The following is a 19,567-nucleotide window of genomic DNA, read 5'->3' as shown; positions in this document are numbered from 1 at the left end:
GGCCGGTCCCGTCACTCTTGGCATCGATATCGGTGTGATCAAGATGATCATCACGCACGCTGCAGCCGTCCACGGGCTCGATATTTCCTCGGAACCAGTCATCGTCAAAAAGTGCCCGAAAAGACGAGCGAACCGCCCTCAGACGCCTGAACCTGAACGCCCGCGCAGTCCGGACAGAAGGGCATCCGCAAGAATTGCACACAGATTGCACAGACAGGTCACTTAACCCGTTGATCTAAGGTTAGTTTCGCTCCACTCCTCCGGCGGTAGTAGCGTTGATGGAATATCTGTCCGAATCCCGCACCCGAATCTTAATCCGGCAATATGGTGCCATCCTCGATTTCGGTTTCCGGTCCCTGCGCTTCAAGCACCAAGACGACCCGTCTGATTTTGCCCGCGCCGGGGTAGTTGACGGTCGCTTCGTCATTGCTGCGGTCATCGACGTCGATGCGCATTTGACCATGACCAATCCGGTCAGGATCCTTGATTTCTATTTCGATCCGGCCAAGCGCGCTTTGAAGTTTGATTTCGGCCCCCCCCCAGGAACTGGGCAGGCATGGTTCCAATCGAAGCTGTCCGGCCTGTGGTCGCACGCCGAGGATATCCAACACGCCCAGTTGCCACGCCCACCCTGCGGCCCCTGAATACCATGACCATCCCCCACGTCCGCATTGATCACCGACACCTGAAATGTCACCGGCCAGAACGTAGGGTTCCCGGCGGTAGTGATCCGCCCCGGTCTTAGTGGCAGTCCGCGGGATCGGGCTGATCATGTCGAAAATCCGGTAGGCAAGATCGCCCTCTTTGATCCTTGCATGGGCGGTGCCGAGCCAGACCGCAGCGTGGGTATATTGCCCGCCGTTTTCGCGAATACCTGGTGGGTAGGCGCGAATATATCCGGGATCACGATCCGTCTTGTCAAACGGTGGCTTCAGCAACCGAACGAGCCGCGCTTGCGGATCGACAAGTTCCTTGCCGGCTGATTCCAAAGACGTCCGCATCCTGTCGGTTACGGGCCGGCCGGACAGGACCGACCAAGCCTGTGCAATCAGATCAACCCGGCATTCGGCGTTTTCAGACGATCCCCAAGGGGCACCTTCGTCATCAAACGCGCGAAGATACCAGTTGCCGTCCCACGCGTTGTCATCCAATGCATCTGACAACGCGTCGGCGTGTGCCTGCCAGCGGTCGGCGTCATGTGAATGACCCTCCTGACGTGCCAATGGCGAGAAAATATCGACAATTGCGATCTGGAACCACGCGAGCCAGACGCTTTCACCGCGCCCCTCATCGCCGATCCGGTCCATACCGTCATTCCAGTCACCGCCCCCCATCAAGGGAAGGCCGTGTGCCCCGGTTGCCATCATCAAATCCAGCGCGCGCGCACAATGGTCATACAGCGTTCCCGTAGCACCCGCCTCGAAAAGCGCATAGCGATCGTGTTCTTCGGGCCTCAGCACAGGTGCCTTGAGAAAGGGCACCTCGACGTCGAGAATTGCGGTATCGCCCGTCGCGTCTACATAGCGGCCCGTCACATAGACCAACCAAAGATAGTCATCCGAACATCGTGTGCGCACGCCCCGACCGGCGGGCGGATGCCACCAATGCAGCACGTCGCCCTCTTCGAACTGGTACTTTGATGCCAGCAGAATATGCTCCCGCACGCGCGCTGGATCGCTGAGCAACAATCCCAGAACATCCTGCAACTGGTCACGGAACCCGAAAGCACCACCTGCCTGATAAAATCCGGCTCGGGCCATGATGCGACACGACCGGTTTTGATAGGGCAGCCACTTGTTGACCATCAGATCAAACGCCGGATCCGGGGTCTTGACTTGCACGGCGTTCAGCCTTTTCGACCAGGTTGCCTGCACCTTCTCAAAGGCGCGGTCCGCCGCGTGTGGTTTTTTCCACCGCGCAACGGCATCGGCAAGCGTGTCGGTATCGGGCACCTCCCCCAGGGCAAAGACAACTTCGCCGTGGTCTACGGGCGGTATATCAAGATGGATCTGATAGGCCGCACAGGCATCCCCGCCCTGCGGAAAATGGCCGCCCAGATCCCAGTTCAGCAGACCTTCGGGACCATCGACATCGCCATCCCGGCCAAGAAAGTCATGCCGGTCACCGGTCCTGCTGTGCGGGTCCAGTGATGCTGTCAGGAAAGCTGCCCGCGATGCGAATTCAGGGTTCCAGAGATTGCGCGCGACAATCGCTTTCAGATCCGGATCGTAGCGGCCCGAAACATGGGGTCGCGCAACGCTGTTCATGGCACCCAGCATCCATTCAGCGTAATACGTGACCGTGATCCGGCGCGGATGACCAGATTTGTTCGTAAGGTACAGCCTGACAATCTTGACCTCGGCGTCAACCGGGACGAAGCACGTCAATTCCTGCTCCAGCCCATGACTGTTCTTGCGCCATCGGGTAAAGCCCGCACCATGCCTGATCTCGCAGGCGGCATCGTTGCCCATGGGGTGTGGCGTCGTCGTCCAGACCTCACCACTTTCTTCATCGCGCAGATACAGGACTTCGCCGGGCCGCTCGGTCACTGGATCGTTCGACCAAGGGGTCAGGCGATGTTCGCCACTGTTGACGGCCCAGGTCGTGCCGAACCCCGCTTCGCTGACAAGGCAGCCAAAGTCGTCATTCGCCAGCACATTGATCCATGGCGCAGGGGTGCACATACCCGGCGCAAGATAGATCAGATAATCGCCAATTTCGGGTTCAAAGCCGCCATACTCATTGTCAAACAAAAGCGTCTCGGGCCTGATGACGGCCGGCACAGGGTCGTATCGGGGTGACGGGCTGCGATCAAAGCGCGCAGGAGCAAAATCCGTTTCCAGTATCGTGTCCAGCACATCCCTGAGCGGTTTGCCGTCGTCCATCACTATCACGCGGGCCGTCGCTTTGATGCCGCGCTTTAAGGTTTTGTGTATTTGATCGCCCGACAAGAGATGAATACCGCCCCGCATGCCCAAAAGACCCTCGGACCGCATATCGCTGATGATGGACAAAACCTTTTCCCGCAGCGGTTCCTCATAGCTGGTGGCGGCGTCCCGCAGGATCACCAGATCGACGTGCAGGCCAGAGCGGCGCCACAGGCTGTGAGCCCGCACCAGAATGTCGAGCAGCACAGAGGTTTCGGGATCTGAAAGTTCAAGCAGCAGGATCGGATCATCCCCCGAAATACCGAACCGCCACAGATCCGCCTGACCGTTCCAGCCTTTCGCGTCCGGCGGCTGCGCGCTGCGAAGCGTCGGATGGACATGAACCAGCAAAGACGACAGAACCTGCAATTCCGGTAAATGTTCCGGCGCGATGCCAAGCTGCTGCACTCTATGCGCGGTTTGCGTCAATGCCTCCTGAAATGCCGGGGCGATCATGTTCATCGGGTAGTGTTTGGCAACATCGCGGGCTTCATCGATCGACGTGCCCGCGACGGCCAGAAACACCAGCTCTTTCGTTTCCATCGGCTTCAGTCGGACACGCGTCTGCAGGGACATGATGGCATCCAGCGTCCAGCCGCTGGTTTCGCTCAACCCGGTGCGCAATCCTTCTGGCGATTTTTCGCTGCTGTTGCGTCCCAGGAACCGGTGACGATCCGTTTCCCATGACGTGACCTCGATATCCGGATCAGCTGTGACAAGCTTGTGCAGCAAGACGGGCGGGCGTGTTTCGGGACGGCGTGGGCGTCGGGTGAAGATCAGCGCCTGATCCTCAGGCAGATAGCTGCTGTGCACAAACAGTTTGCTGAAGGCCGGATGCCGTTCATCTTCCAGCGGCGGGGCCAGCACGACTTCGGCGTAGCTTGTGACATCGATTGTGCGGTCGTGCTCGGTTTCGTTGACAAGGGTCAGGCGGCGGATCTCGACATCGTCCTCTGGCGCGATCGTGACATCCATTCGCGCGACAATTCCACGATGGCGGCGCAGCAGTTCAACCATGTGTTGGTGAAAAACACATTTGGTTTCCGCATCTTGCCGCACGGTCGGGGCAGCGCCCAGTGACCAAAGATCGCCGTCGTCGGCATCCTGAAGGTACATCCATTGCCCAAAGGCATTGCGTGTCGGATCAGCCCGCCAGCGGGTCAGAGCCACGTCTTTCAGCGACAGCCCCCCACCGCCGCCATCCGTGATCAGCGATGACATGCGACCATTCCCCAAGACATGTACCTGTGGCACCGCAAAGTTCGGGGAGGGCACCCAAGGGACCAGTTCGGTCGCAGGCTGCGTATCGGCGGGGTGGTCCCAGACTTCATCGGCGCGACCACGTTCCAGCGGCGCATCCCATGGCACGCCTTCCTGCAACAAAAGGTCCATGGCCATGACTGATTTTTCCTTGAGAAACCGTTGCACCATCACGTCGCCCTGAAGGGCATTGGCAATGGCCACCTGAACCATGCCCTGATGGTGCGCCATGAAGGTCGTGACCGGAACAAACTCTTTACCCGGCGCTATTCTTTCAGGCGTGAAATCCAGCGCCTCGATAAACCCGTATCGTGTCAACGCACCCATCTGTGCCATTGTCTGGAGGTTTTCGACCGCTGCCATGGGCCAGCCGCAAAGCGCCAAGGCTGTGCCATAAGGTGCTATGACGAGGTCTTCAGTCAGCCCGCGGCGAATGCCCAGACCGGGGACCCCGAATGCGCGGTATTGAAAAGTGCCTTGCCTATCGGTGACCCCGAACGCGGATTCCGATATGCCCCACGGCACGTTTCGCGCGCGGGCATACTCGCGCTGAAAATCGATTGCCGTCAGTTCGCTTTCGCCGAGCAGAGTATCGCGGTAACTGGGCAGAAACAGCGGCGGCATAAGGTATTCAAAGATCGACCCGTTCCACGACAAAATCGAAGGTTTGCCCATCAGACGCGTGGTCGGACGGTTGAAGGCGAACCAGTGTTCGATCGGCGCGTCATGCTTGGCAATCGCGAAAAAGCTGGCCAGCCGTGCTTCTGTTGCCAGAAGATCGTAGTGGCTGTCATCCATTCGACCGAGGCTTTGGTTATAGCCGATCGAAAACAGGCGCACGGCGGGATCGTAAAGAAAGCTGAAGTCCATGCCATAGGCAATTCTGTCCGCTTGTGCAGCGAGGTCCAACAGGCCTTGGCGCATCTTATCCTGTTGGGCCGCCCCCTCCTGCACCGCATTCCAAAGTCGCTCGACCCAGAGCCCGGTCATGCGTGGCAGATCAGGGTGTGCGGTGCGCCATGTGTCCAGAATCTCGATAAGGGGCTTGGGCGTGGCGGTCCCCTCATCACCCGACTGCGAAGAATACATCAGCCTGGCAATTTCATCTGCCGCCGACAGGTCCGCCTGCTTGCCTTCCTCAAGGACGCCCAACCACGGCATGAAGGTTTCAATTTCTCGCGAAATGGCAGTTAGCCCGTGGTGGAAGCGTTCCAGCCAAGTGGTTATATCGGTGATCTGCTTTTCAGATAGATCGGGCGAAGATGCGATCACGTCCCGCGCTTGGGTTTCAAGATCCAGCCACAGGGTATCGGCAAGGACTGCCAGCACGTTCGCCCAGTTAAGCGTTGAAAGCTTCGCCCATTCAATCTCACCACGGATCGCCGCTTCTGTTTGTTTGAGGTCAGACAAATCAGTTTCCCGCGTTTCGCGGATCGCTGTGCCCAGCAGGTCAAGCGTCACCCGAAGTTCGTCGAAACAACTGTTGTCAATGACCGGCATTTCGACCCACTCAAGGCACCCCTGCTTGAATGTTATCAGGGCAACCGCAAGATTGCCGCTGTCAACGGTCGAGGCATAGTGAGGCTCGAGCGGTTCAAGCGTCCGCGTATCGTACCAGTTCAGGATGTGACCGCGAAACTGTTCCATGCGCTCCAGCGTGTCGAAGGTGTTGCGGCAGCGCGCCAGAAAGTCGGTTGTCGTGACGAATCCCAGATCACGCGCTGCAAGTGCGGAAACCAGAAACATTCCGATGTTCGTGGGCGATGTGCGGTGCGCGACATCTTCGGTATCGCCAAATTGGTAGTTATCAGGTGGCAGCCAGTTGTCTTCCGGCCCGACGAAGGTATCAAAGAAATGCCATGTACGCCGTGCAATGTAGGTCAGGTAATCACGCTGGGGGCCCATCAGGGACTGCGCGCGAAACTGGCGGGACCGCGCACTCAGGACGGATATTTCGGGCGCGATCAGCCAGAGGAACAGCACCGGAACGGCAGGCCAGATGCCTTGCGGATCAAATAGTGCCAGATGCGCGGCAATTATGAGAGCCAAGGCAGATGACGGCCACATCAACGTCCATGATGCCTGGCGGATGCTGTTGCGTGACAACCGGACTGATGCATGTGCCGATGATGTCCATTCCAGCCGGTTCCGGCCTGAGACGTAAACCCGCCAGAGCGTGCGGAAGATCGCATCAAGCGCGATCAGGGTGTCACTGACCAAGAACACAATAAGAAAGAACCACCGTCCGCCTGTGACCCTTATCTTATGGACGGCGCTGCCAAAGAAACCTTTGCGGATTCCACCTGTGGCCACGCCAAATAATTCGCCCAGAAGATAACTGCCCGGTGCGGCCAATGCCAAAGCCGTCCAGACCAGCGCACTGCCCGGAAGCACCAGCCAGCCAACCAGAAAGAACAGCAGCAGCGCAGGGGGCATGAGACTGCGGCGCAGGTTATCAACCAGCTTCCAGCGGTCGAGAGCCGAAAAGGTCGTGGCATCCCTGCCCCCGCCCGCTACGGGCACTTTGCGGCCAAGCCAGGGCAAAAGTTGCCAGTCGCCACGGATCCACCGGTTCTGGCGCAAAGCCAAAGCAGGATAGTTTGCAGGCAGATCCTCATAGAGGATCAGGTTGCTGACCAGCGCCGCGCGACCGTGCAGCCCTTCGAACAGGTCATGGCTCAGGATATGATTGTCCGGTATGCGCCCCGACATGCTGCGATGCAGGGCGGCGATATCATAGATGCCCTTGCCCACATAAATGCCGGTTCCGAAGAGGTCCTGATAGACGTCGGACACCGCGCGGCTGTAGACATCAATCGCAGTGTCGCCGCCGTAAAGATGGGAGAAATGCGTTCCCTTGCCGAGCTTGGGCAATATCTCGATCCGGGGCTGCAGGATGGCATGCCCGGATATAACCCTACCGCTTTGCAGATCGACGACAGCTCGGTTGAGCGGATGCGCCAGAATGCCGACAAGGCGCGCGGCGGTCTCTGGCGGCATCTGGGTGTCTGCATCCAGTGTGATCGCATATCGGACCCCGCGCAGGGTTTCCACGGGGCCCGCCACCAGATCAAATGCACTTTCGTCTTCAGCATCTTCGCGCAGGACGTAGCGGTTGAACTCATGAAGCTTGCCACGCTTGCGTTCCCACGCCATCCAGCAGCCTTCGACCGGATTATGCTTGCGACGACGGTGCATCAGCAAAAAAGCTGGCCTTGTTTCTGACCGATAGCGACTGTTCAGCGTTTCGATCCCGTCCGTCAGCGCAGCTTCAATCAAATCGTCGTCCGCAACGCATTCGGTATCGGCGTCAGGCAGATCGGACAGAACGACAAAGCGAAAGGCCGGATCAGGATTGGCGAGGTACAGGATTTCAATCTTTTGCATGATGGCCCGCGCCTCTTCGCGCGAAGCGACAATGACGGGAATAACAATGGCAGTCGCACAATCCTGCGGAATTGCTTTTGAGAAATCCATCTCGGGCAGGACATCCGGGCTGCTCAGGAGCGTGATGATCCAGTGTCCGAACCAGACGCTCGGGATCGTCGCTGGCAGAAGGGATATCGCAAGTCCCACGATCCATTGCCCCAAGGTCGCGTCATGCGCCCATAGGTAGAAAACGGAAACGCACATCGCTGCGACGGCCAGCAGGATCAACCCGACAGCATAAATCGTGCCACTGTACTGTGACATCCTGCGTTGCATGGCCAGCCGTAACGGAATCCGGCATCGCAAAGCCGCTTCGAGCGTTTGCAATCCATCTTCAATCAACCAATACCCTACATGGGCGCTGCGGCCTTGGGTGTCGGTATCCCTACACAGGGCGACCACCTGCCGTGCAATTTCGGACTCAGAGCTGTCGCAACGCTCGGCCAGATTTTCGACCACCCTGCGATATCTGTTTCGGGTCTCGACGGTCATATCCGGATATACGTCGGCAGGATCTTTCTTCAGCTCAGCCTCGACCAGGCTGACTGTATCGACGAAGTCCGCCCATTTGATGCTATCGATCGCAATCAGGTCCGTTATCGCCCTCGAGATGCGATCAACAGGTCGGTCTGTTGTTGCGGCGTGACTGCCCGCGCTCAACTCCAGCGGGGGCATCAGCGCCGGATCCAGTGCACCAACGGCGTCGATGAAACGTTCAAGGCAAGCAAGCCGCAACATGGATGGCATCGCCCAGAGTTCGGCATTCGTGAGTTCGGCAGACGTCTGATACCGGACAACAGAATTCACCAGCCCCGGCAGCGTGATTTGCGGCTCCAACCGATCCAGCATTGCCTGCGCCAAAGCAAAGACACGCGGGTGACCGGGCCCATCCAGCCCCGCGATTGCCGGAAGCTTGTCATAGAACGGCCGGGGCAATCCTTCGTTCAGCTGCCGTAGGGCCCGGATAATCTGGTAATCGTTGTCGAGAATCCATTCCGCCGCGCGCTGTGCCCCCACCGGTGGGTCAGAACAAAACGTCCTGACACCATTGAACCAATCCCCCAGAACAGGCAGGGCACGATAGCTGTCGAGCAAACTGGGATTGCCCTTCGCGACACGATGCTTCAGCGATGAAATATCCACACCAGTTGGCGCGTTGTCTTGAGATGGCACAGTTTCATTCATCAGTCAGTTCCGACCGGTTGCCTGACCCCCTCAGTCGACAGTTTGCCGAATACGTGATTGCCTTGACGGTCGTTTCCGGGCCGCACCAGAAGGACAGGAATATCCGCCCTTTCCAGAACATACCTGGCCACATCTCCGGTCGGCACATCCTTGTGACCGCTTTCGCCATGCGTCGCCATCACGACAAAATCCGCCTTCTCACGGGCGATGAGATCAATCAAAGAACGCCTTGCATCACCATCGTTCGAAATATGCGCGGAGATATTCAGACCGTTCTGGGCAAGGCGGTTGCAGATCCGGGCGAGATAATTCTTTCCGGCCTTTTCATTTTTCTCACACACCAATTCATGCAGGTTTTCGGCCTCACGATCAGCCATCCCCAATGCTGACAAAGCAGGTTGCGGCGCGACGTGGCAAAGCACCAGTTCCGCGGCTTCTGCCTTCGCCAGCAGGACCGCTTTTGGCAGCGCACTCTCTGCGCGCACCGATCCGTCAAGCGGCACGAGAATACGTTCATATGTCTTTTTTCTGTCAACCTTCGCGTTCTCGGGAATCATCAAGACTCCCGCACCAGACGAACACAGCACACCCCAGGCGAGTTCACTCAGGTTCCAGCCCTGGCTACTCCGAGGTCTCAGCATGGCAGCAATGGCGCGTGGATGCCGCCCCATAATACTCTGGATTTGGCTGCGGCAATGACCTTCAAGAAGCTGCGCTTCACAGGGAACGCCGTCTTCGTTTGCATTCTTGATCAGTTTATCAAGCCACTTTTGGGCTTTTTGCTTGCGAATGTCCCATTCGACCGGATCGACCGGGGCGTTGTCGCCGTTGGGGCGGCATTGTACGTGCACCAGCAGAACCTTGCCACCAAGGGCACCGGCCACCCGTTGAGAGTGACACACGCCGAGCCCGTTAGCCGTTGCCTCATCAACGAAAACGATAATATCCGACCGTTCCTTGCCGTTTTTTCCGTCAGGAGGACTTGCTGCGCCTGACTGTGGCTTTCGTCGAGAACTTGTTGTCATTTAAAGAGCCTCCTCCAACGCCGGAATCGCAAAGGCGACCAAAAACGAGTTGACGGAGCCATAGCCCACCGCAACGCAAAGCCAGCAACCGCTGCAAGGCACGCGTCGATTCAACTGAAGATTGCCGATCCCAGCACTTTAGACGCGCAGCCGCTGCGAGGATTGATGAAGATCAATCAATCGCACCTGAGGCTCACTAGGCTTTGGGAATGGGCAAACCAGTTTCGATAAAGTCAGGCAGTTCGCGCGCGCTGTCACAGATCATCCCCCTGGTCGATCTGCGCGCGCACCCCGTTTTTCCCGGCTCCCCCAGCGCACGGCCAGTCGGGCCGTCGGTTCTTGCTGTGACGCGTCCTCGGAGGATGACAACCAGAGTGTGGGGGTCAGGCAGATGACCAATATTTGGCAACGTGCATTCGACAAATTGTTGCGCAGTCTCATCACGTTTGGATCGCTGCGCGTCATCATGCCCGAAGGAGGCACACGCGACTACGGCGACCGGTCCCGCGCACCGGTGACGGTTCGCCTGCGGGATCAGGCAACTGTCAGGCATCTGGTGTTGAACCCCGAACTGGCGCTTGGCGAAGCGTACATGAACGGATCGCTTGTGGTTGACGATGACGACTTGCAAGGCCTGCTTGCTCTCATTGTGCGCAACGTCAGGCATGCAGACGCTCATCCCGTTTGGTGGCAGAAAATTGCTGACGCGTCGCGTACGAGGCTGCGGGGACTGGTCCAAATCAACATCGTCAAGCTGGCGCGACGGAATGTGGCGCATCACTATGATCTTTCGGGCCACGAAGCAAAGAGTTGCACCTTCACATCCTTGCGAAGCGTCGATATTTTCTCGATCACCAGCATAGCGAGCGAATAGGCTTCTTCGCCCGTCGCACATCCCGGAACCCAGATCCGCACCGGATGCCCTGCGTCATGGGACTTGACCAATCCCTCAATGACGTTCTTTTCCAGATAATCAAATGCGTCTTTGTCGCGGAAAAAAGATGTTACGCTGATCAGAATGTCGGCACAGAGACTACGCGCCTCTTCTGCCGAGTCCTTCAATAGCGCAAGGTAGTCGCCCGAATTTTCCATGTGGCGCAGTGCCATCCGCCGCTCGATCCGGCGCAGCAGCGTACCATCTTTGTAGAGTTCGAAATTGATCGGGGAATGTGCCTTCAGAACGGCAATGATCTCCTCCAGCGAGTCCTTGGCATTCTCACCAAGCACCTTTTTGGCCACGCCGTTTTGAATGAAAGGGTGGCGGATGTAGTTGGTGATGATTTCAGGCATCTTGGCAACTGGCACGACGTAATCGACGGCTCCTGTCGCAATTGCGTTGCGCGGCATTCCGTCATGTTGGGCCTCGGTGGGCTCTTGCACCAGAACAATGCCGCTCTGTTCCTTGATCTCGCGAATGGCGGCTGATCCATCGCTGCCGGTTCCTGACAGAATAACCCCGATGGCGTTCTGGCCCAGGTCCATGGCCAATGACCGTAGAAATAAATCAATCGGCAGGCGTGTGCCGCGACGGTCAGTTGGGTCCGACAGGTGCAGCATCCCCTTCTTGATCTCCAGGTATTTGTTCGGGGGAATGACATAGACATGATCGGCCTGAACCTGGCTTTGATCCTGGGCCAACACCACGGGCATTGCCGTATGTTTGGCCAAAAGATCTGCCATGAGGCTCTTGTGATCCGGATCCACATGATGAACCAAGACGAACGCAGCACCACAGTCAGCCGGAACTGCGTCGAGAAAAGCACCGTAAGCTTGGAGACCTCCTGCAGAAGCACCCAAACCGACGACAGGGACAGGACCGTCGCCCTTCGCAGTAGCTTTCGTCTTTGTGATCGGTGTACGGGTGGGCCTGGGTTTGCCTTTTGCTGCGGGTTTTGATGTCTTGCGCGCCATATCGTCTCAAATCCTGCCAAAAAGGCTTGTCTTGCTGTTCAGATGAAAGAAAACAGATGTCGTCTGTGCTCTTGTGCATCAAGAAAACCGCCTCGACGCAGATTAGTAAAGAAAAACCGAAGCATGTCGATTGACACTTATCAATGCTGCAGCGGTTGGTTGGTTTAATAATTATAGATATTTCAGGCAGTAATATCATCGTTCTGCGCACCCCTTGCCCTTCTTTGTTCGGTTTGGGGTGCGAAACTTCGCACGCTCAAATCTGATCCGCATCGACCGCCCGGCCTCGCCCCGGATTTGCCGCAGAAAAACGGTGCCTCAGGCACGTTGACTTGTACATTTTGCAGCCGACGCCAGCCAAAGCATTCGGTATACCCAGCCTGCCGTTTGTTTTCGGTTCGGCCCCCCGTGCAACAATTTGCGAGCCAACCGGAGGCCGTACGGATTTCAACACGCTGCGAACATACGCGCAGGTTGAGACGCCAAAAATGCGTTCGCCCCCTTGATAATCGTCAATTCCAGGCGTCGCGATCCCAGCTATTAAAATAGTGTCAACACGTTTGGCCATCGCAGGAAACAATTGGAAACTTTGAAATGCAGCCCAGATGTCCGCTCTTTCTTTTGCGAACATAAAATCCCAGTGCCGGAGGCCAAGATGCTTGATATTGCAGCGCGCATTCTTTTGTTTCCGATCTTGGCCGTACAAGCCGTAACCGTCCGGCGCTTGGCGTTACGATTGCCTGATCCATCTGGACGCCGTGAAGGCGTAAGCGGGCAAGGCCCGGTCCTGCGACTTTTGATCGTCGGCGACAGTTCTGCAACGGGTGTTGGAACGTCCCATCAGGAGGAAGCGCTGCTGGGCCACATGCGAAAAAGGTTGTCACAAACGAACACTGTCCATTGGACCGTTGATGCAAAGACCGGTGCCACGACGGCGGACATGATTGCCCGCCTGCAAGCAAGCCCGCAGAAAAAATTTGATGTCGTTTCTGTTTCACTCGGTGTCAATGATATCACCACTCTTGTACCACTATCCGTCTGGTTGCGGCGGTTCTCGACTTTGCTGCAAATCTTAGAGGCCAGGTTTCAGCCGGACGTCATCTGTGTCTCCGGTATTCCCCGGATGCAATATTTTCCGCTATTGCCCCAACCGCTCCGCTGGGTGGTGGGTGCGCAGGCGCTTCGGTTTGATCGCGCGCTGCGCAGACTTGTCGCGGGTCGAACAAGGTATCGTTTTGTCGAAATGGACTTTGAACCTGATGCGTCGCTCATGAGCCCGGGCGGGTTTCACCCCGGTCCAAAGATATATGCTGAATGGGGTCGCAAGGTCTATCGCGCGATCCGGCATGATGTAAGGCGGTTGGGAAAACCGAACCTCAGGTGACGTGCAGAACTCTGCGACGCGCGACTTGGGCACCTTCTGGCCGACAGTGATACCTGAGCGGGCTTGAGCGGTTTGTGTCAACCCTGCCCGGTTGAGGCAAAGGTGCAAAACAGCAAGATTGAGAAGACCAAAGAGCTAGGGTCTGGACCCATTAATCGACTTGAGGCTGTTCTGGCCGCATGATTCAAGCTCCCAAGCTTAAGGGGGTATGATGAGCAATCTTTTCTGGCTGAACGACGAGCAAATGGCGCGGCTTCGGCCATACTTTCCGAAGAGCCATGGTGTGCCCCGCGTTGATGACCGGCGCGTGCTCAGTGGCATTATCTTCATCAATCGCAATGGGTTGTGATGGAGTGATGCGCCTGCCGATTACGGACCGGCGAAGACCCTGTACAACCGATGGAAGCGGTGGAGCGACATGGGGGTATTCGCGCGGATCATGACGGGGCTGGCTGCCGAGGCACCTGACAAGAAGACGATCTCAATCGACGCAACCTACCTCAAAGCGCACCGCACGGCCTCGAGCCTGCGGTTAAAAAAGGGGGCCGTGGACGTCTGATCACTGCCCGGCAGTCGCTGTTTATAGCGATGAGAGGGGGGGCGAACGAAAGGCGGTATGAACACAAAGCTGCATGCCGTCACCGATGCAAGTGGGCGGCCGATCCGGTTCTTCATGACCGCCGGCCCCCCTCTCATCGAAACGTCGTTTCGACTGTCGGGCAGTGGGTCAGCGACTATACCGGGGCCAGGGCTTTGGTAAATAGCCTGCCCGCCGCCGACTGGCTCTTGGGTGACCGAGGATATGATGCGGATTGGTTCCGTGAGGCCCTTGTAGTCAAGGGAATAACGCCCTGCATCCCGGGGCGGAAGTCACGCGACAAGCCCATCAAATACGACAAGCGTCGCTACAAACGGCGCAACCGGATCGAGATCATGTTCGGACGCTTGAAAGACTGGAGACGCATGGCCACGCGTTACGACAGAAGCCCCAAAGTGTTCCTGTCCGCCATCGCGCTCGCAGCCACCGTCTTGTTCTGGCTTTAAATCAATGAGTCTGGAGCCTAATTACTGGATTTCCGGAAAACGGTTTTACCATGCCTGATGGTACGGATGGCCACCGTCGCCAGCAGTGTATTTGTCGTATCCAGAGGGTTTTGGTTCAACACCGCAAAATCAGCCAACTTACCGATCTCAATAGAACCGCGCTGATGCTCTTGAAACACCTGCCATGCGGCGTCGATGGTCTGGGCACGCAAGGCTGACAGGACCGAAATTCTCTGATCCGGGCCCAGAACCTGTCCCGTCGCCGTCATCCTGTTCACCGCACAATGCGCGAGATGGATGGGGCGGGTCGGCGTGACAGAGGCATCGTTGTGCAGGGTGAACCTGACCCCATGCCGCTCGGCGGCCCCGGCTGGCGAAATGCCTGCGGCCCGCTCAGGCCCCAGAAACGTGTCGGCATGACGATCACCCCAGAAATGGATATGCGCTGAAAAGAAGCTGACCGTGACGCCAAGCTTGGCCATGCGGGCAAGCTGATCATCGTGCAGCAACTGGCCATGAATAACCGTATGGCGATGGTCGTCACGCGGATTGGCCTTCAACGCGCTGGCTACTGCATCAAGGAACAGATCGGCACCCGCATCGCCATTGCAATGGCAATGGATCTGGAACCCGAGGTCATGCAGTTTGTGTACCTGAGCGGTCAGTTCCTGCGCCGTCATATAGGGCATACCGCATGGTGCCTGCGGATTTATGGGCCGGTGATAGCGGTCCCGCAGATATGCCGTTTGCAATTGAAATGCCCCGTCCGCAAAAAGCTTGCGCGGGCCAAGGGTGAAATGCGGATTGGCAAGGCGGTGCATCGCCGACGCGCCCTGACTGAGTTCAGGTTCCAGTTCGCCAATGGGTAACACCGTGAGGTCAATGCCCGGATCGTCATCTACAGACCTGCTGTTGAAGTGATCCAGCAGTGCGCGGGTGGCCCAGGCATTCTGGGCGGCTGTCACACCATAAGATAGATATTCATCGCGTGTTGCGTCAAAGCCTTGCCAGAACCTTTCTCGGTCGATCAGAAAGTCGGTATCGCCCATCGCCCCCATGGCCGAAAGACCCTCAATCAATCCGGTCAGGCGACCAGTGACTGGATCCCGCCCGAAACGCCCGCCCACGGGGTCGGGGCTGGCTTCGTCAATTCCGCGCATGTCCAGGGTCATCGAATTTGCCACGCCATTGTGGCCGGACGCATGCAAGACCCAGATCGGATGCTCCGTCGATACGCTATCGAGTTCCGCGCGGGTGGGCATGCGCCGCTCGGCGATTGTGGTGTTGTCAAAAAGAACGCCCATGACCCATTCGCCCTTGGGCGTCTGGGCAGCCTTTGCGGCAAGCCGTGCGAGTGCTGTCGGAATATCCGCGCAATCCCCACGCAGCCCCGACGACAGATCAACGCGAAACAGCGTGATAAATCCAGGATCGGGGAAATGCCCATGCGGATCAATGAACGCCGGGATCATCGTCTGCCCTCGCAGATCAACCTCTTCAGTCCCGTCAGGTGCCTTCTGACGCAGGTCATCCAACCGGCCAACTCCGGCAATTCTGTCACCAATGGTCAGCACGGCCCCGGCCACTGAATTCTGGTCATCCATCGTCAGAATGGGGCCGTTGTGGTACAGGATCGATGCGGTCATTGTCGTTCTTTCAGGAATTCAGGGGCGTCAGACATCGCACGCCATGGCCGCCATCCGTAGCCCATGCCGGAACAGCGGTACAGACGTCACTGGCCACCGGACAACGGTCGCGGAACTCGCAGCCCGATGGGCGTTGGATCAGGCTGGGCGGTTCGCCCTTCAGCGCGATCCGGTCAAGCCGGGCATCGGGATCGGGTTCCGGGTTCGCGCTGAGCAGGCAGTTCGTGTAGGGGTGGCGGGGAGTATGAAAAATCGCTTCCGTCGTGCCTTCCTCGACCAGCCGTCCAAGGTAGAGGACGCCCATTCGGTCAGCGACATGGCGCACAACATTCAGGTTATGCGTGATGATCACCATTGAAAGTCCCAACCGCGCCCGCAGATCGTTGAGCAAGTTCAAAAGCTCACCCTGTACCGACACATCGAGCCCCGCCGTGGGTTCATCGGCCAAAATCAGCTTGGGCTCCAGCGCCAGTGCCCGCGCAACACCGACGCGCCGCGCCTGCCCGCCGGACAGCTGGTAGGGATAGCGATCCGCGAAATGCGCAGGCAGGTTGACCAGTTCCAGCAGGCGCTTTGCCTCGGCGTCCAGATCGCGGTCTTTCATGCCTTGGATCTTGTAAGGCTCGGTGATCAGGTTGCGGATGGTCAGGCGCGGCGACAGCGACCCGGTCGGGTCCTGAAACATCATCGCGATGTCTTTGCGCAGTGGGCGAAAATCGCGCTCTTTCAACCCGCGAATTTCACGACCCTCAAATTTGACCGATCCGCCCTGCGCCGGGGCCAGCCCGGCAATGGCACGAATGACAGTTGTCTTGCCCGACCCGCTTTCGCCGACCATCGCATAGGTTTCGCCCTCGCCCACGTCAAAGCTGACCCCGGCCAGCACATTGACCGGACCATAGCTTGTTTGCAGGTCACGAACTTCCAGAACATTGCTCATGCCGGTACCTCTTCATGGTTCAGCCAGCAGGCGGCATTGTGTCCCTCGCTCAGCCGTGCCAGCGGCGGCATGGTTGCGCAGCGGTCCATTGCCTGTTCGCAACGATCGCGAAAAATACAGCCCTTGGGCAGGTTCGCAAGGTCGGGCACCTCGCCCGGAATGGTCGGCAGGATGCGCGCGCGTTCCTTGATATGGCCGGGGTCGCATTCGATCAGACGGCGGGTATAGGGATGTTTGGGATTGTGAAAAATCTCGCGCACCGTGCCGCTTTCGACCACCGCACCGGCATACATGACCACCACACGATCACAAAGTTCCGCAATCACGCCCAGATGATGCGAGATGAACAGAATGGCACAGCCGACGTCCTTCTGCAGCTCCTTCAGCCGCTCGATGATCTGCACCTCAAGCGTCGCATCCAACGCCGTGGTCGGCTCATCCGCGATCAGCAGATCGGGGCCCGACATTAGCGCCATCGCAATCGCGATCCGCTGGCGCATGCCGCCGGAAAACTCATGCGGAAACTGCCGCAGCCGCGCCACGGGGTCAGGGATACCCACCGCCGCCAGCATCTGCGCGGCCTTGTCCAGCTTTTCAGCCTTTGACGCCGTCGACCGGTGCTGGATATCCACCATCTGCTTGCCAATGGAAATCACCGGATTATGCGTCTGCATCGGGTCCTGAAACACGATCGAAATTTCGCCGCCGCGCAGGCCCCGCATCTGACGTTCGCTGTTTTGCAGCAGGTTCTGACCCTTGAAGCGAACCTCGCCCTTGCGAAACCGCGTGTTAGGTGCAACCAGCCGCAAAATGGCCGAGATCAGTGTCGATTTCCCGCAACCGCTTTCGCCGACGATACCAACAATCTCGCCTTTGCGCACGTCAAAGGTTATGTCGCGCAACGCTTTCAGATCCCCGCGCGCGGTCTCATAGTTCACGCTCAGGCTGTCGATTTCCAACAAGGTCTCGGTCATCGGTTCTTCCTCAATTTGGGGTCCACGACATCCCGCAGGCTTTCTCCCAGAAAGGTGAAGCCAAGGGTCGCCAGAATGATCGGCAAACCACCCCCGACAACTAGCCATGGCGTCTGACGGATCAGCGCATAGCCGTCTTTCAGCAGCACACCCCAGCTTGGGGTTGGAGGTTTGACGCCAAGGCCAAGGAATGACAATCCGGCCTCAAGCGCGATGACGGTGGGAATGTCCATCGCTGCCAACACTGCCAGAACACCAATAATGTTGGGCAGCATATGCACGATCAGAATGCGGGCCGTGCTGGCCCCCATCGCACGTTCTGCCAGAATGAATTCACTATTACGCAGGGTCAGCGTCTGGGTCCGGGCCACCCGCCCATAGGTCGGGATTGAGGTCGCCATGACCACAAAAACCACCGTCTGCAAGCTGGGGCCAACCAGTGCGACCACCGCCAGCGCAAACATCACCGTCGGAAAGGACCGGATCGTGTCGAACAGCAACATCAGCAGGTTATCAAGCCACTTTGGCCCATAGCCCGCGATCATCCCCAGCGTCAGGCCAATCGCCATCGCCGAAAAAATCGCCGGAAGTGCGACCTTCAGTGCCACCTGTCCGCCCATGATCACCCGTGAGAATGTGTCACGCCCCAGTTGATCAGTACCCAGCAGATGTGACCATGATGGCCCGACCAGCCGGTCGGGAATGTTCATCGCAACCGGATCATAGGGCACGATCCATGATGCAAAAATGGCCGACAAAACGATGATCCCCACAATCAGCAGGCCGATCAGGCCCAGCGGATCGCGGGCAACGCCCGCAATGATCAGCGCCAGTTCGGACCGGCTTTTCGGTGCGTTTGCGGTTAACTCAGTCATCTTGCGCCCCCCTCAGTTTGCGGTCCGCGCGCGCGGATCTAGAATGGCATTGATCAGATCGGCAAGCGCTGTGGACAGCACAAACAGCGCCGTCGACACCAGCACAGCGCCCATCACAATCGGATAATTGCGGGTCGTGATGCTGTCGATCACCAGCTTGCCCAGCCCCGGGCGGGCAAAGACGATCTCGGTGAACACGGCGGAGCTCAGCAGAAAGCCCATGCCGACACCGATCACCGTCACCACCGGCAAAATGGCGATGCGCAGGGCATAGATGCCGATGATCCGCCGTTCGCTGAGGCCAAAGGCACGGGCGGTGCGGATGTGATTTTCGCCCAGCACCTCAAGCATCGACGCGCGCACCAGCCGCGCAATATAGCCCACCCAGCTTAGCCCGATGGCCAGCGAAGGCAGGATAAGGTGATGCACCTCGTCCCAGAACCCGTCACCTACGCCAATCGCCGGAAACCACTGTAACTGTACCGCAAAGACCAGCAGCGACAGCAGGGCCACAACAAAGGCCGGGGCTGCGATAAAGCTGACGGAAATGGCGGCGGCGGCCCTGTCGATCCAGGTATTGGGATGCGCCGCAGCATAACAACCTAAGGCGATCCCAAGTGCGGCAGACCATGCAATCGCAGAGAAAATTAGCTTGAGCGTATGGGGAAGTTGTTCAAAGACGATGGTCGTGACCGATCGGCCTGAAAAAACATCAACCCCCATATCGCCGCGTAGCAAGCCGCTGAAAAAGATCAACAATTGCTTTGGCAGCGACTGATCAAGCGCCATTTCGGCGATCAACCGTTCTTTGAGTTCCGGCGTGGCACGCGGCCCCAGCATGATCGTCACCGGATCACCGGGGACCGCCCGGATCATCAAAAACATGACCGTGACCGCGACCACCAGTATGAGCGCCGCAAGGGCAAATCGTTTTATTGCGAATGTGAACATTGCGACGCTCCTTTTT

The 19,567-nt window shown here is 58.0% G+C and carries 11 protein-coding genes and 1 pseudogene; 3 read left to right on the top strand and 9 right to left on the bottom strand.

Annotated features, from left to right (window positions below):
* Positions 1-311: 311 nt before the first annotated feature.
* Entirely contained in the window at positions 312-8,801 is an 8,490-nt protein-coding gene (locus tag C1J02_RS08065; protein ID WP_114878108.1) for a glucoamylase family protein, read from the bottom strand.
* Positions 8,801-9,826, bottom strand: a complete 1,026-nt coding sequence (locus C1J02_RS08060; protein WP_114878107.1) for a universal stress protein — start codon at positions 9,824-9,826, stop codon at positions 8,801-8,803. Before C1J02_RS08060 ends, C1J02_RS08065 begins: the two co-directional genes overlap by 1 nt.
* A 391-nt stretch (positions 9,827-10,217) precedes the next feature.
* On the opposite strand from C1J02_RS08060, the gene C1J02_RS20830 reads away from it, so the two are divergent.
* The gene (locus C1J02_RS20830) at positions 10,218-10,700 is read left to right on the top strand and encodes a hypothetical protein (protein WP_162798273.1); all 483 of its coding nucleotides are present in this window, start codon (positions 10,218-10,220) and stop codon (positions 10,698-10,700) included.
* On the opposite strand, the gene C1J02_RS08050 is transcribed toward C1J02_RS20830, so the two are convergent.
* Positions 10,607-11,737, bottom strand: coding sequence for a chemotaxis protein CheB (locus C1J02_RS08050; protein WP_114878105.1), 1,131 nt, complete (start codon positions 11,735-11,737; stop codon positions 10,607-10,609). The genes C1J02_RS20830 and C1J02_RS08050 overlap by 94 nt on opposite strands.
* Before the next feature lie 256 nt (positions 11,738-11,993).
* Positions 11,994-12,368 carry a hypothetical protein gene (locus tag C1J02_RS21045; RefSeq protein ID WP_114878104.1) on the bottom strand — a complete coding sequence of 125 codons (375 nt, stop codon included), beginning with the start codon at positions 12,366-12,368 and terminating at the stop codon, positions 11,994-11,996.
* A gap of 24 nt (positions 12,369-12,392) precedes the next feature.
* On the opposite strand from C1J02_RS21045, the gene C1J02_RS08040 reads away from it, so the two are divergent.
* Both C1J02_RS08040 and C1J02_RS08035 read left to right on the top strand, forming a co-directional pair.
* Positions 12,393-13,121, top strand: coding sequence for an SGNH/GDSL hydrolase family protein (locus C1J02_RS08040; RefSeq protein ID WP_114878103.1), 729 nt, complete (start codon positions 12,393-12,395; stop codon positions 13,119-13,121).
* Positions 13,122-13,332: 211 nt separating this feature from the next.
* Positions 13,333-14,165 (top strand): annotated as a pseudogene (locus C1J02_RS08035) (IS5 family transposase).
* 17 nt (positions 14,166-14,182) lie between these two features.
* Here C1J02_RS08035 and C1J02_RS08030 read toward each other — a convergent pair.
* Genes C1J02_RS08030 through C1J02_RS08010 form a run of 5 tightly spaced genes read right to left on the bottom strand, consistent with a single transcriptional unit; the run spans position 14,183 to position 19,551 of the window.
* Positions 14,183-15,811, bottom strand: a complete 1,629-nt coding sequence (locus C1J02_RS08030; protein ID WP_114878102.1) for an amidohydrolase — start codon at positions 15,809-15,811, stop codon at positions 14,183-14,185.
* A gap of 10 nt (positions 15,812-15,821) precedes the next feature.
* Positions 15,822-16,751: an ABC transporter ATP-binding protein gene (locus C1J02_RS08025; RefSeq protein WP_114878101.1), complete on the bottom strand. Its 930-nt coding sequence runs from the start codon at positions 16,749-16,751 to the stop codon at positions 15,822-15,824.
* Positions 16,748-17,725 (bottom strand): ABC transporter ATP-binding protein, encoded by a 978-nt coding sequence (locus C1J02_RS08020; RefSeq protein WP_114878100.1) that lies wholly within the window; start codon positions 17,723-17,725, stop codon positions 16,748-16,750. The genes C1J02_RS08025 and C1J02_RS08020 overlap by 4 nt, the downstream gene beginning before the upstream one ends.
* Positions 17,722-18,600 (bottom strand): ABC transporter permease, encoded by an 879-nt coding sequence (locus C1J02_RS08015; protein WP_114878099.1) that lies wholly within the window; start codon positions 18,598-18,600, stop codon positions 17,722-17,724. Before C1J02_RS08015 ends, C1J02_RS08020 begins: the two co-directional genes overlap by 4 nt.
* A gap of 12 nt (positions 18,601-18,612) precedes the next feature.
* Positions 18,613-19,551, bottom strand: coding sequence for an ABC transporter permease (locus C1J02_RS08010; RefSeq protein WP_114878098.1), 939 nt, complete (start codon positions 19,549-19,551; stop codon positions 18,613-18,615).
* Positions 19,552-19,567 lie beyond the last annotated feature (16 nt).

The sequence above is a fragment of the Sulfitobacter sp. SK011 genome, assembly GCF_003352065.1.
Classification (GTDB): domain Bacteria; phylum Pseudomonadota; class Alphaproteobacteria; order Rhodobacterales; family Rhodobacteraceae; genus Sulfitobacter.
This window is presented reverse-complemented; position numbering and strand designations above follow the sequence as displayed.

Excerpts from the sequence above, each read along its gene's own strand:
- C1J02_RS08065 (WP_114878108.1), bottom strand. The coding sequence starts at position 8,801 with ATGAATGAAACTGTGCCATCTCAAGACAACGCGCCAACTGGTGTGGAT.
- C1J02_RS08060 (WP_114878107.1), bottom strand. The coding sequence starts at position 9,826 with ATGACAACAAGTTCTCGACGAAAGCCACAGTCAGGCGCAGCAAGTCCT.
- C1J02_RS20830 (WP_162798273.1), top strand. The coding sequence starts at position 10,218 with ATGACCAATATTTGGCAACGTGCATTCGACAAATTGTTGCGCAGTCTC.
- C1J02_RS08050 (WP_114878105.1), bottom strand. The coding sequence starts at position 11,737 with ATGGCGCGCAAGACATCAAAACCCGCAGCAAAAGGCAAACCCAGGCCC.
- C1J02_RS21045 (WP_114878104.1), bottom strand. The coding sequence starts at position 12,368 with ATGTTCGCAAAAGAAAGAGCGGACATCTGGGCTGCATTTCAAAGTTTC.
- C1J02_RS08040 (WP_114878103.1), top strand. The coding sequence starts at position 12,393 with ATGCTTGATATTGCAGCGCGCATTCTTTTGTTTCCGATCTTGGCCGTA.
- C1J02_RS08030 (WP_114878102.1), bottom strand. The coding sequence starts at position 15,811 with ATGACCGCATCGATCCTGTACCACAACGGCCCCATTCTGACGATGGAT.
- C1J02_RS08025 (WP_114878101.1), bottom strand. The coding sequence starts at position 16,751 with ATGAGCAATGTTCTGGAAGTTCGTGACCTGCAAACAAGCTATGGTCCG.
- C1J02_RS08020 (WP_114878100.1), bottom strand. The coding sequence starts at position 17,725 with ATGACCGAGACCTTGTTGGAAATCGACAGCCTGAGCGTGAACTATGAG.
- C1J02_RS08015 (WP_114878099.1), bottom strand. The coding sequence starts at position 18,600 with ATGACTGAGTTAACCGCAAACGCACCGAAAAGCCGGTCCGAACTGGCG.
- C1J02_RS08010 (WP_114878098.1), bottom strand. The coding sequence starts at position 19,551 with ATGTTCACATTCGCAATAAAACGATTTGCCCTTGCGGCGCTCATACTG.